Consider the following 13559-nt stretch of genomic DNA (forward strand, 5'->3'; position numbering starts at 1 on the left):
ATCCATTTATATTGTAACAAAAATTCCAATGATTAGAAATATGACATTATATCTTTTAAGATAGATTTAAGGAAAGATTATATTATATAGAAAAAGCCATCCAAAATAATAATTGGATAGCTTTTCAAACAAAATATTACGCTACTTTAGGATCTTTTCTCTCATGTCCACGTTGAACAATAAATAAGAAGATTGTTGATAAAACCGCACCTGTTAATAGTAAGATGAAACAACCATCCCAGCCAGAACGATCAACAATAACACCAATTGCTGCGTTAGCTACAAGACTTCCGCCTACATAACCGAATAGACCACACATACCAACTGTCGTACCTACTGCAAATTTCGGTACTAATTCCATCGCACTTAAACCGATTAAGAACTGTGGTACATAAATTAAACAACCGATAATAGAAACTGCAATACTTACAACAAGTACGCTAGTTGCTTGCCAATATATAAACGTACCAATAACAACTCCAACCATACTAATAATACATAATGGCATACGTTTTCCTTTAAATAATTTATCACTTAAAAAACCAACGATTAATGAACTTGGAATTGCCATACCTTCAAAGATTGCATATGCCGCATGTGCTTCTGCTTTTGAAAATCCTTTAACTGTCGTTAAATAAAGTGGAACCCAGTTAATAACGCCGAAACGAATTAAATAAACAAAAGCATTCGCAATACATAAGAACCATACAAATTTATTTTTCACTACATACTTCATTAAAATTTCTTTTGGTGACATCTTGTTAGCATTATCTGCTTTTTCAAGATTTTCATAGTCATTACGATACTCATCAATTGGAGGAAGACCTTCAGATTCTGGTGTATCCTTCGCATTAATCCAAACAAGAACTGAAATTACCATTGCGATAATTGCAGGGAAAATAAACACGCCGCCTTGCCAATGGTTTTCACCAAAAATACCTACACCAATTCCGACAAGTGGTGGCACAAGCATTCCACCAACGTTATGTGAAATATTCCAAAGACCTGTTTTCGTACCGCGTTCTTTCTTCGAGAACCATTTCGTCATAACAATACTACAAGGCGGTGCTCCCATACCTTGTACAATACCGTTAACAACAAGTAATGTAACAATCATCCCAAATGATGATGCAAAGCCGAAACAAATATTTACAAGCCCTGATAAGAATAAACCGACTGCGATAAAGCGCTGGGCGAAAGCTTTATCTGATAAATTACCCATAAAGAACTTACTAAATCCATAAACAATTGCCATTACTGAACCTAGTAGACCAATTTCAGCTGTACTAAAACCATATTCTTGTACTAAATACGTACTTGATAACGTAAAGTTACTACGAACTAAATAATAAGCAGCATATCCAACTGAAATCCCGATTAACACACGAATACGTAGTAATCGATATACACGGTCGATCATATCCGCTGGCAATCTTTCAATTGCAGGTGCTGGCTTGAGCCATTTAAACATATATTTTCGTCTCCTTTTCTCACTTCAGAGAGAGACGCTGTCTATTCCATATCTCGATTATTCCGCTATTTGATATATTTTGGTTCGTCCTTCTAACCGGCTGTCCTTCTATTTCTTTCTCATTCTTCGCAAACATCGTTGGTACGCCAAACGACACTTTTTCTAAAATGTGACCCGCTTCTTCTGATAAACAATAATCAATAAATAAATCCGCAATAATACCACTCGGTGCACGTTTTAGTTTCGAAATCGCATTAACGGATAACCCTGTTTGCTCAGGTTCGTTACTTAAAATCGGAAAGCCTTGTTTTTGAAGCATTCTCTGATCTCCCATAAAGTTGATGCCTATCATATATTCACCACTCGCAACAAGTTCTGCTGGGATGTAACCATTCACTGTTACTTCTCCAACTTGTTCTGCCAGATTCTTCACATATTCCTTCGCTTCCTCTTCACCTAACGTATCAATAAGTGATTGGAAAAACGTATATGCTGTACCTGAAACATTTGGATCGGGCATGACAATCTTTCCTTTATATACTGGATTCAATAAATCTTTCCATCTTAACGGATACGAGAGACCGAGCGGCGCTATTTCCTCATTCCACCGCTCTTTATTAATCGCAATTGCCAGCTTCTCCACTTCATAACCGTACCAATAACCATCTTTATCTTTAACAGTTTTTGAAATACGATTTGCATGTTGGCTTATCACAGGAATAGAAAGATTTTTTTGCTTCATCATTTGATGCGCATCTACTGTACCGCCAATAATAATATCCGCCTTCGGATTTCCAGCTTCTTCTTCCACTCTACGAAGAAGTTCTTCTGTTGAAAGACGAATAAATTCATACGTACATCCGCGCGGTTTACAAAATGATGAAAGTAACGCTTCACCAACTTCCTCACGAGCCGCTACATACGCAACAATATGACGATCATCCAAAATAGGGAGACCATTTTTACTATATTTAATAGAGGTTGTATCTCGAGAGCAACTAGACATCGCTCCTCCAATTACTAGCAAAAAGAAGAAAAAGGCTATCTTTCTCATGACGCATTCTCCTTTACGAATAACTCTGCTAGAGAGCCTTTCATATACATGACATTACCGTTATTATCACCGAGATATTGCACCACAAAGTACGATGGATACAAAGAAATCGTAAGAATATCTTCACGATCATTCTTTACACGCTTACCTGTTTTATAAGCTGTAATATAAGCAATCGGTTCATTCTGCGATTGTAATAACTTCTGAATTTCTCCGTAATCTGTAATTTGCTTTGCGTATCGAATAGAATCAAGTATGTGCGTAAGATTGATAGTACGTACCACATCACCTTGACGTACTACGACATCCTTTGCTGAAGCAAAGAAATCACTAATACGCTCTGGTGTGTAATACAGGCTTAATAAATACGTTTGAAGTGCTGAAATCATCGGATCCATGCCATTCTTTCCGTATACATTTTCCCCATACTGGAACAAGTCACCTACTGCAAAAGTACGCTTATGTCCATTCAAGTACGTTACTTCTCCAGTAAATACTTGTTCTTTGCTCTTAACGTCACCTGGCTCTATTCGAATTCGGTCAAAGAATGAAACAATCGTATGCAAACGAACTTCATCCGTTACAACAATTTCTCCCCACTTTTCATGTCTTACTTTCACTTCAATTGGAAGAGATTCATTCACCCTTTGTAAAACGGCTTGTTTATCATTTACAATGTTGATTCGATTATATATTTGCTTCTCCATAACATAAAACAAAACAAGAGAAACAATCATACAAATGACAAACATAAGAATTTGAAATGATAGCCTTTTCATTTCTGCCTACCTCCAAGATAAAAAAACGTTGTTTCGAAAATACCGCATAATTGTTTCATAAATGTATCATTTAACCGCTTTCAAGTTTTTTATGTCTTCCATCCTTCTCGGAAGCAAAAATGTAATGAATATTGTAGTACCTATTTCTTCACTACTCTCAATCCGCATGCTTCCGCCCTGCTTATTCATAATCTCCTGACAAATATACAAACCATAACCATTCCCGTAACTAGACGGAAGTGCCTTTCCTTTCGGAGACTCATTCCACTCTGCAAGCACCACTTCATCTATACCGATCCCATCATCATGAACAAAAACCTTCGCCTCATACTCATTCACAATTACATTCATACGAATGTGCGAGGCATCACTATACTTAATTGCATTATCAAGCACATTTAAGAAAATTTGCTTCGTCTTATCAAAATCCGCAACAACATGTACATCCGTTAACTCATTTATCACTTCAATTTCAAACTGATTTAGGCGAGGTTTCACAATTGAAACTGCTTCTTCTGCCAATTCCTTTATGTTCACAACTGTAGGAGACACTTCAAACGTACTCTTCCCATATTTCGAAGACTTGAGTAGTTCCTCTACAAGTGATAATAAACGCTCACTTTCCACAGATACATAACGAAGACTTTCCTGTACATCTTCTTTCGATTGTAACTTCGGAATTAAATCAACATAACCGATAATTGCCGTTAGCGGTGTTTTTAGCTCATGCGTAATGCGGTCTAGGAAATCTTTCTGCTTCTCTTTCTCCTCCTGCAATTGCTTAATATGCAGCTCAATTCCATCGGCCATCGCGTTAAAAGATGCTGAAAGCTGAGCGATTTCCACGTACTCATTTAACTCAATCTTACTCTTATAATCACCATTCGCAAGCCGCTGTGCCATTTGTCTCAACTGATCAATTGGTTTATGAAGAGACTTCGCCAAACGAATCGCAAAGAAAATACCCGCAGCTACTAAACAAAGGGACGCCATTAAGAATGTCCAGCTCACATTTGTTAAAACTTCCTTCTCACCCGTTAACTCATTTATAAAACGAATACTTCCAATGACATCGTTTCCATAATATACTGGGCTTGAAAACAAAAGAATGGGAGCGGGATCCGCCTCCTCAAAAACATAAGACTTCTTCCCCTTCAAAGAACTCTCAATGTCGATGTTACGGTGAAGCAATGCTCCTTTTTGTGTATCTGCAACAACATCGCCATTCTTCCCGATCATCTGTACACGGACATCCATACGCTTCGCTAAATACGACGCAATTAAAAGTGAATTCGGACCAAGCGTATCCACTTCTGCTTCCTTCTCTAAATAATTCATCGTATAAATTTGTGCTTCTACACTTAATTTTTCTAAAGAATCTGCTGCGTTATGATACATATTCTTTTCTAACGTAATATAAACAACTGCATATAAAAGAACAAAAATCGGAATTAACAGCCCAACTATTCCAAACACCATATTTCGCTTTAAAGACATACCATCACCACTTAACAATCCAGTTTATAGCCAACGCCATAAATTGTCTTAATATATTCTCCGCTCGTCCCAAGCTTCTTTCGAAGTCTCTGCACCATAATATCAACTGCTCTTGTATTTCCGATATACTCAAATCCCCATACTTTCTCAAGCAACTCATCCCTCATAAACACACGCTGCGGATTTGAAACAAACAACTGACATAAATTAAACTCTCGGTACGTTAACTGAATCTCTTGTCCACTCACATGTACCTTTCTTTCCTTAGGACAAATCACTATCTCTCCAGCCTCAATTACTTCATGACTTACAGCGGTCTCCATCTTCTTTACACGCCGCGCCATATTCTTAACCCGAAGAATAAGCTCCGCATAATTAAACGGCTTCGTCACATAATCATCAGCACCAAGCTGCAATCCAAGCAACTTATCATTCATCTGACTCTTTGCCGTTAACATAAGCACCGGAATATCCCTATCCCTCTCACGAAACAAACGAAGCAACTCATACCCATCCGTATCCGGAAGCATAACATCCAAAATCAATACATCCGGTCCTTCATTCCATCGCTCTAAAGCTTCTCTCCCATCAGCCGCTGCTAATACTTCATAACCTTCCATCTCCAACTGCATCCGAATCAAATTACGAATACTCGATTCATCATCAACCACAAGTATTTTCATCATTCTCCTCCTTCCACCATGTATTATAGTACAGTTTAGTATAGCAAAAATCGTACAAAAAAAGAGAGGGTATTGTCGAACATATTTTGTCGACGATACCCTCTCTTTCACTTATTATATTTATTTAGCATATCCATTCGGTTGCTTTTGATGCCAATTCCAAGCATGTTCAATGATTGTCTTAACATTTACATACTTAGGATCCCATCCTAGCTTCTCTTTCGCTTTCTTAGAAGAAGCAACTAAACGTGCTGGATCGCCCGCACGGCGCGGTGCTACCTCAGCAGGAATTTCATGATTTGTAACTTCTCGAACTGCATCAACGATTTCTTTTACACTGAAACCATTACCATTTCCTAAGTTATAGAAATCACTCTCTCCGCCGTTCTGCAAGTCTTTAAGCCCTAAGAAATGAGCCGCTACTAAATCTTCAACATGAATATAATCACGGATACAAGTACCGTCTGGTGTATTATAATCATCACCAAACATCATAATCTTCTCACGTTGACCTAAAGCCACTTGCAGCACAAGAGGAATTAAATGTGTTTCTGGACGGTGATCTTCCCCAATAATACCATTTGGAGTTGCACCAGCCACGTTAAAGTATCTGAAAATCTTATAACGTAAATTAGAAGCTTGGCTATACCAATGAAGCATCTTCTCGATTGCTAACTTCGTCTCTCCGTACGTATTCGTAGGATTTGTCATCGTTTCCTCAGTAATAAGATCCACATCTACCTCACCATACGTTGCCGCAGTAGAAGAGAAAATGAACTTATCTACCTTAAACTCATCCATTACCTCTAATAAACAAAGTGCACCATACACATTGTTATTATAATATTGAAGGGGCTTTTCCATACTAACTCCAACTAAAGAATCAGCTGCAAAGTGCATAACCGCCTCAATATTTTCTTGTTTAAAAACATCCCTTAAAAATGATTTATCACGAAGGTCGCCATTATAAAACTTCGCGCCTTCCGTAATTGCATCTTCATGACCAGTTTGTAAGTTATCTACTACTACTACAGATAAACCTTCGTCTACTAATTTTTTCACAGCGTGAGAACCGATGTACCCGGCTCCGCCGCAGATTAGGATTGAGTTCATTGTTTTCCTCCTACTATTTTCAAATCTCTTAATTATAAAAGGACAAGGTATACGAGAACTCGTACACCTTTTATCTCTCCTTCATTACTTAGCTACAAAATAATCAGTTACATATTTCGCCCAAACGTCATGTCCTTTTGCACTTGGGAAACCAAATTCTTCTTGTAAGTATGGTAGGATAGCCTTTGTTGTCGCATCAGGCCATGCTCCCCAATGATCAATATATGTATAATTATTTTGCGTTGCAAATTGTTTTAATGCTTCAATCGATTTCGGATAATTTTTCGCACCATACACTGGATTTGATGGTTGAATCATAATCGTAGCGCCTTTTGCACTAGTAGAAAGTGCTTGAACAAACTTCTGTGTATTCACAACAGAGTTCCCATTACCAGTTTTACCGTTATCAGTAATGAATGGTGGTTCAAATAAAATCACATCTGGATTGTCTTTCGCAATCTCTTTATCACGCTTATTCGCGATTAACTCTTCTGTGCTTTCACCCTTATATTCCTTTACCGTCACATTCCATAAACCTTTACCGTAAGCTGTTTCTAAATTAGTTGTTAACTTAGCTGCCCAAGCATCTTTTGCAGATGAAGAAGCTTCATCACCAACAATAACAAGGTTTACTGGCTTTTTATCCTCAGCAGCTTTCTTTAACTTCTCTTTCACTGCATCTGGCAAGTTCTTCACGTATGCCTCATTAAAAGATGACTTAGCATCTTGTTTTTTCTCTTCTTTTTTCTCTTCTTTTTTCTCTTCTTTTTTCTCTTCTTTTTTCGCTCCGCTATCTTTCACTTCAGCCTTTGTTTTCGTTACTTCACTCGTCTGTCCCGTTGCATTCGCAATCTTCTTATTCCAGTACAATTTACCGCTCACAATCGAAGCAATAAACAATACAAAAACAACAAGAACAAGTAATGCTTTCTTATTCATCGATTCACCTCATCTATTAATCTCACAATATATAATACTAATATAAATCTATGCAAAAATAAACCCAACTCCTTCCAAAGGAGTTGGGTTATTACATATTACTTAGTCAATTCAAGATGCGCTCTTAACTTATTCGTTAAATCTTGTTTCGCTGCATCTGGAACATAGTAGTACCAAATACCATCAGCGGCTTTGTGGCCATCACCTGAAATTTGGATTTCTTCACTATTCTGCATGCAGTCTTTATAATTCTTTTGAATATCAAACATTTGATCTTGCGTTAAACTTGTTTTAACGTTTTTCTCAATTGCTTTTAATACATCACCGTAATTTGCTAGAGAAGACACACTTGCACCTTTTTTAATTACAGCTTGAATAACTTGACGTTGGCGCATTTGACGGCCAAAGTCACCACGTGGGTCAAGCTTTCTCATCCTAGAATAATGTAATGCCTTACTACCATCTAGATGAATATTTCCTTTTTCAAAATGAATTCCTTCATATGTAAAATCTAAATCATTATTTACATCCACGCCACCAACAGCATCTACAATATCTTTAAATCCATCCATATTTACTTCAATATAATGATCAACTGGTACATTCAGAAAATTCTCTACTGTTTTTACAGACATATCAATTCCGCCAAAAGCATAAGCATGATTAATTTTATCCTTTGTACCTTTTCCAACTATTTCTGTATAAGAATCACGTGGGATACTAACAATTTTCATAGATTTCGTCGTAGGATTTAATGTAAATAGCATTAATGAATCTGACCTTCCTTGGTCTTCACCACGTTGGTCTACTCCCATCATTAAAATAGATATTGGTTTTTGATCTGAAATATCTACCTTCTTTTCTCGTTTTTCAGATTTCTCACGATCTAATGGTTTATGGACAGCATCTAAGGTATTAGAAACATTAGAATAAACAGTATAAGCATATACTCCACCACCGACAATAAGAACTCCAATAATACCCAGAACCCAGAATAAAATTTTCTTTTTCATTTTTTAACCTTCTTTCGAAAATCGAAATCTTTTCTCAAAAAACATAGTTACAATTATAACCTAAATAAATTCAAAATATCTATAGTCATCATAAATAATCAAATTCTTTTATGCAATCAATTGCAAGAATTCAAATTTTTATATACACTTCGTACAAAATATCTAATTTAATTTTTCATTTAATAAAACATATTTTTAACCAACCATTTGCAATTAGTTCATTATACTCTTATGCTTGCTAAACTTCTTAGTTCATATAGATTATTAAAATTGTAATAAGAAATTTGTTTACTGCTTATATTCATACAATTACGTGTATCAAATATAATAGCCTTTCTTGCGTTATCAATAATGACTTGTTCATCTACTTGTTTAAACTCATTATGGTCTGTTAGTACTAAAATACATTCTGCATTTTTCACAGCATTCTCTAGACTATATAAGTTAAAATGGACCTGATCTTCATGAACATGAGGATCATGTACAGCAACTTCATAACCCTGTTCTTTAAGTAAATCTACAATTGTCATAGCTGGACTTTCTCTGACATCATCGATATTACCTTTATATGTAATTCCTAAAACTGCAACTTTTGCATTTTTATCTGGAATAATTTTTGCTAATTGCTCTACAACAAATACAGGCATAGAATTATTTATAAAGCGCGCATTAGAAATTAATTGAGACTCTTCGGGTGCCTTTTCAATAATAAAATACGGATCCACTGCTAAACAATGTCCTCCAACCCCTGGTCCTGGAAGATGTAAATTTACTCGAGGATGATGGTTAGCTAATTTAATAACTTCTAAAGCATTTACGCCAAGTTTTTCAGAGATTTTTGCTAATTCATTTGCTAATGCAATATTTACATCACGGAATGTGTTTTCCATAAGCTTAGACATTTCTGCTGTTACAGCAGTAGTTTCAAGGATTTCCCCTTTTACAAAACAACCGTACACTTCGGCTGCTTTTTGCGTAGATTTTTTATTAATCCCACCAACTATTCTTGTATTCTCTACTAATTCAATTAAAATACGTCCAGGTAACACACGTTCCGGACAATGTGCAAGGTAAATTTCTTCTCCTACTTTCCATCCCTGTTCCTCAATAATTGGAGCCACTGTATCATCAATAGTTCTTGGCGGAATCGTAGATTCTACAATTACAATACTTTCCTTCTGTAAGAATGGTAAAATAGACTTAGTAGCTTCTACGACATAGTCTAAATTTGCAGTATGATCAGCATTGTGTGGTGTAGGAACAGCAATAATAAAAACATCAGCTTTGGTTGGTTCTACACTAGCTCTCAATTTCCCCTTTTCTACTACCTCTTTAACTAATTCTCCTAATCCAACCTCTTCAATATGAACTTTACCTTGATTAATCATTTCAATTGCAACAGGGTTTACATCTACCCCTATAACATCATATCCCGCTTTTGCAAAAATAGCTGAAGTTGGTAAACCAATATAACCTAAACCTACCACACAAACTTTCTTATTCATTTTCACCAATCCTTATCTTTTTATTATTTAGCTCATATATCAAAATTATAATAAATATAAATTCATACAAACTTATACTTACTAGAATATTTCATATAAAAATACTATACTTTATTATTCTTTCAGTTAATCAAATCCTATTATTACGTATTAATGATGATTAATTCTTTAATAATAAAGACTCATTGCACTACCTATAATTTTTTCATTGGGAATATAACTCTTCTATTGAAGATAGCATTTTTTCAATTGTAAAGGTTTCTTCAAATGTCCTATGACTATTTTTAGATAGCTTGTCATATAATATAGGATCCTTTATAATTTCTAATATTTTTTGTGTTCCCTCTTCAGCATTATCTTTATCAAAAAGATAACCATTATAATCATCAAGCACTATTTCATTATTACCTACAACATCCGTCGCGATAATAGGTTTTTTATATGATAACGCCTCTATTAATGAGTAAGGCATACCTTCATATAAGGAGGTAGATAGGAATATATCAAAGCGATTTAATTCTATATCTGGATTCGAATGAAATCCTTTTAATTTAATAAATTTATCTAAATTATTTTTTTGAACATAATCGAAAACTGCTTTAAAATACTCTCCGTCCCCAATGTACACAAACTCAACGTTTTGATTTTCCCTAATCACCTGTTCAGCTATACGAATAAATAACCATGGGTTTTTTTGATAATCCATTCTCGCAATCGTTCCTATTATCAATTTCTCTTCACAATCTTTTAAAGGAAATTTACTATCTATAGCGGGAAATGAAATACCATTATATACTACCATTGACTTATTTAATGAAATGACTTTATGCTCCAAGGCAAATGTTTCTTCACCTTTTGAAACATGAAGAACTTTTGTTGTTAAGAAGCCTAATAATTTTTCGATATTTTTATATACAAATTTTTTCTTTGGGGATAAATTTGGGTTTTGAAATACATATGCATGTGGTGTATAGTATACCCTTTTTATCCCACATATTTTTGCCGCTATCCTGCCTATTGCACCTGCTTTAGAGCTATGACAATGAACAATTTGTGGCCTAATTTCTCTTAGTATTTTTATAATTGATTTTGTAGCTCTTATGTCATTCTTAATTGATAATTCCCTTACCATTTCTGTGACTTCATAAAAATAAAGCCCTTTTTTCATAAGCTTATTTTTTGCCGATAGAAATACATCATCTACCCGCTTAGTACCATGTACAACATGTACCTCATATTCATCTAAATCTAGATTGGAGAGTACGTCCACTAAATGTCTCCTAACTCCTCCACCTAACGCCTCACATATAAAAACAACCTTTTTCATTGCTCATGACCCCTTTTATCATTAGTTAGAAGATCTACTTAGTAAAGACTTAATACCAATAATTAGTTTATTAGGAGCTATTAGCAAGATAAAAGATTTTACTAATCCCATATAACTTTCTAAAACTAGGGGGTTAAAATATTTTTTTTGAATTTTAATTCTGCTATATAACTGTCTCTTTCGCCTACTTAATGAGATACTATTAGGATTAATTTCTTTACAAATGAGAACTTCATCTAAATTTGAAACCTCATACTTATTCATTATCCTAAAGAAAAATTCGTAATCTTCTGCTGCCGGAAAATCCGTATGATATACACCAATATCCTCAATAATCACTGTTCTAAACATAACAGATGGGTGTGGGAAACAACTATTAATATGCATCTTCTTTTTTATTTCTTCTGTTGAAAGCGGCACACGCTCTATAAACACTTCTTTACCATCCATATCTGTATGCCTTACGTTCGATCCTATCAACATATAATTTGGATTATCTAACATATATTGTTTCTGTTTATAAAATCGATTAGGTTCAATTGTATCTCCTGCATCTATCCGGGCAACAAATGTATAGCCATTATCACAAATATACTTTAATCCTAAATTTAAGACATGCTCAATTCCTTTATTGACTTCGGATTTTATAAAAATAATATGGTGAATTCCCATAGTCTCAGGAACATTGATTGGTTCCTTACTACCGTCATCAACAACTACTACATCTACCTTCTCTTTTGTTTCCTTTAATAAAGATTCTAAGGTTTCATTTAAACCAACTTGATCGTTATATACAGGAATTAATAATGCTATTTCTGGCATACACTCGCTCCAATCCACATACTAAAAACATAAAAAAGGATTTAAGAATTTAATTGGTACAGATTCTTAAATCCTTCTTAATATAAAGGTATTCTTATATCCTTAATTTAGTAAACTCCTGAGTTCATTAATCTACTCAATATTAGTATTTAGCTTATTATTTTTTAATATACCTATATTACTCGCTGCTACGATTCCCCCCATAAATATAAGCCAATAACTTAATGTAAAATCATAGGGTCTTTGGTAAATTGATAATAAATAAATTATAGTGAAAATCCATACATTACTATTTTTTAAATTAAACGCATAACCAATAAAATATAAAGTATGGAGAATAAATAATAATAAACCATTTATCACCACGAAAGTTTTCCAAGATAACGCTTCTGAACCATATGCATTTGCTTTATAAAGATATTCTTTCTCTTTAATTCCTAATAACAAGTTTCCATCTTGCTTAAATTCTTTATATATTTGCTCAAAACCAGCATTCCCTCTATTGTTTCCCTCTATTTCCTTATTACCCAAATCTAGCCTATACAAAATTTTAGTATATACATAACTATCTTTAGGAACCGTATTCATTAATATTATTAAAATACCCAATATTACCCATATATATTTATACTTTTTTATTGATACATACACTAGTAATATTATATAAAAAGCAAAAGAAAACGATAGTATACCAGCAATAAAAATTATCTTTTCATAACTTCTCCGCAAAGAAAATCCCTTTGAGGCTAGAATTAAACCACTAACCGTTCCAACAACACCTGGTTCATCAAACATCCCACAAATCCTATCAATACTCCCCCCCCATGGAAAGAAGTATCTTTGATCTGCACCATTAAAGAAATGGTAGATAGAAAGATTATAATAGTTTCTATAAAATGGTTTTGTCCATGATGTACTAGATAATTGTGACCACTGTATATCAAACCCTATAAATAAGAAAATAGCTATAACTATAGCCGGAATAAGTGATATAGCAACAATTTTAATAAATTTATCATAAATCTTTAAACGATCTTCTTGTTTTATTAATACTAAAGGAATTAAGGAAGCTGAATATAAGCATAAATTACGTACTATATTCTCATCCTTAAAACTAAACAAAGTAATTAATATTAAGGCAAAAAAAGCACTTAATATACCTGTCTTATTAATTTTAAAATCTGATATAAATGCCCAAAATAAAAACATTGAAATATGGATTCCCGCAAAAAGAGGAATCATGGCATTATTCCAAGTAAAAAAAGGATGCAACCACAAAAATCCAAAAATCGCTGCAATATATATATATATTTTATAAAAGAGTAAATCTATTCTTCCTCTTTGCATTTACTTATA

At 34.3% G+C, this 13559-nt stretch carries 12 protein-coding genes; all 12 read right to left on the bottom strand.

What is annotated here, in order from left to right:
- Positions 1 to 136 precede the first annotated feature (136 nt).
- The 12 genes from pgtP to AC241_RS26140 all read right to left on the bottom strand — a co-directional run bounded on the left by pgtP (position 137) and on the right by AC241_RS26140 (position 13550).
- A complete protein-coding gene (gene pgtP / locus AC241_RS26085) occupies positions 137 to 1471 on the bottom strand; it encodes an MFS transporter (RefSeq protein ID WP_000477603.1) in 1335 nt (444 codons plus the stop codon).
- 19 nt (positions 1472 to 1490) lie between these two features.
- Positions 1491 to 2525 (bottom strand): ABC transporter substrate-binding protein, encoded by a 1035-nt coding sequence (locus AC241_RS26090; protein WP_001225641.1) that lies wholly within the window; start codon positions 2523 to 2525, stop codon positions 1491 to 1493.
- On the bottom strand, positions 2522 to 3304 hold the full coding sequence (locus tag AC241_RS26095) for a DUF3919 family protein (protein WP_050844735.1): 783 nt from the start codon (positions 3302 to 3304) through the stop codon (positions 2522 to 2524). The genes AC241_RS26090 and AC241_RS26095 overlap by 4 nt, the downstream gene beginning before the upstream one ends.
- Positions 3305 to 3370: 66 nt before the next feature.
- Positions 3371 to 4801 (bottom strand): HAMP domain-containing sensor histidine kinase, encoded by a 1431-nt coding sequence (locus AC241_RS26100; protein WP_046393092.1) that lies wholly within the window; start codon positions 4799 to 4801, stop codon positions 3371 to 3373.
- An 11-nt stretch (positions 4802 to 4812) separates the two neighbouring features.
- Entirely contained in the window at positions 4813 to 5484 is a 672-nt protein-coding gene (locus tag AC241_RS26105) for a response regulator transcription factor (RefSeq protein ID WP_050844736.1), read from the bottom strand.
- Between the two features lie 120 nt (positions 5485 to 5604).
- On the bottom strand, positions 5605 to 6597 hold the full coding sequence (gene galE, locus AC241_RS26110) for a UDP-glucose 4-epimerase GalE (protein WP_001084657.1): 993 nt from the start codon (positions 6595 to 6597) through the stop codon (positions 5605 to 5607).
- 84 nt (positions 6598 to 6681) lie between these two features.
- The gene (locus AC241_RS26115; protein ID WP_050844737.1) at positions 6682 to 7536 is read right to left on the bottom strand and encodes an SGNH/GDSL hydrolase family protein; all 855 of its coding nucleotides are present in this window, start codon (positions 7534 to 7536) and stop codon (positions 6682 to 6684) included.
- A 98-nt stretch (positions 7537 to 7634) separates the two neighbouring features.
- Positions 7635 to 8549, bottom strand: coding sequence for a polyisoprenyl-teichoic acid--peptidoglycan teichoic acid transferase TagU (tagU, locus tag AC241_RS26120; RefSeq protein WP_050844738.1), 915 nt, complete (start codon positions 8547 to 8549; stop codon positions 7635 to 7637).
- Positions 8550 to 8770: 221 nt separating this feature from the next.
- Positions 8771 to 10054 (bottom strand): nucleotide sugar dehydrogenase, encoded by a 1284-nt coding sequence (locus AC241_RS26125; RefSeq protein WP_050844739.1) that lies wholly within the window; start codon positions 10052 to 10054, stop codon positions 8771 to 8773.
- A gap of 205 nt (positions 10055 to 10259) precedes the next feature.
- Positions 10260 to 11381: a glycosyltransferase family 4 protein gene (locus tag AC241_RS26130; RefSeq protein ID WP_050844740.1), complete on the bottom strand. Its 1122-nt coding sequence runs from the start codon at positions 11379 to 11381 to the stop codon at positions 10260 to 10262.
- Between the two features lie 21 nt (positions 11382 to 11402).
- A complete protein-coding gene (locus AC241_RS26135) occupies positions 11403 to 12203 on the bottom strand; it encodes a glycosyltransferase (RefSeq protein ID WP_050844741.1) in 801 nt (266 codons plus the stop codon).
- A 132-nt stretch (positions 12204 to 12335) separates the two neighbouring features.
- A complete protein-coding gene (locus AC241_RS26140; RefSeq protein WP_050844742.1) occupies positions 12336 to 13550 on the bottom strand; it encodes a hypothetical protein in 1215 nt (404 codons plus the stop codon).
- Between the last annotated feature and the right edge of the window lie 9 nt (positions 13551 to 13559).

The sequence above is a fragment of the Bacillus thuringiensis genome (assembly GCF_001182785.1).
Taxonomy (GTDB): Bacteria; Bacillota; Bacilli; order Bacillales; family Bacillaceae_G; genus Bacillus_A; species Bacillus_A thuringiensis_S.

Coding starts and splice junctions, on each gene's coding strand:
- AC241_RS26115 (WP_050844737.1), bottom strand. CDS start 7,536: ATGAATAAGAAAGCATTACTTGTTCTTGTTGTTTTTGTATTGTTTATT.
- AC241_RS26125 (WP_050844739.1), bottom strand. CDS start 10,054: ATGAATAAGAAAGTTTGTGTGGTAGGTTTAGGTTATATTGGTTTACCA.
- tagU (WP_050844738.1), bottom strand. CDS start 8,549: ATGAAAAAGAAAATTTTATTCTGGGTTCTGGGTATTATTGGAGTTCTT.
- AC241_RS26135 (WP_050844741.1), bottom strand. CDS start 12,203: ATGCCAGAAATAGCATTATTAATTCCTGTATATAACGATCAAGTTGGT.
- AC241_RS26130 (WP_050844740.1), bottom strand. CDS start 11,381: ATGAAAAAGGTTGTTTTTATATGTGAGGCGTTAGGTGGAGGAGTTAGG.
- AC241_RS26095 (WP_050844735.1), bottom strand. CDS start 3,304: ATGAAAAGGCTATCATTTCAAATTCTTATGTTTGTCATTTGTATGATT.
- pgtP (WP_000477603.1), bottom strand. CDS start 1,471: ATGTTTAAATGGCTCAAGCCAGCACCTGCAATTGAAAGATTGCCAGCG.
- AC241_RS26090 (WP_001225641.1), bottom strand. CDS start 2,525: ATGAGAAAGATAGCCTTTTTCTTCTTTTTGCTAGTAATTGGAGGAGCG.
- AC241_RS26105 (WP_050844736.1), bottom strand. CDS start 5,484: ATGAAAATACTTGTGGTTGATGATGAATCGAGTATTCGTAATTTGATT.
- AC241_RS26100 (WP_046393092.1), bottom strand. CDS start 4,801: ATGTCTTTAAAGCGAAATATGGTGTTTGGAATAGTTGGGCTGTTAATT.
- AC241_RS26140 (WP_050844742.1), bottom strand. CDS start 13,550: ATGCAAAGAGGAAGAATAGATTTACTCTTTTATAAAATATATATATAT.
- galE (WP_001084657.1), bottom strand. CDS start 6,597: ATGAACTCAATCCTAATCTGCGGCGGAGCCGGGTACATCGGTTCTCAC.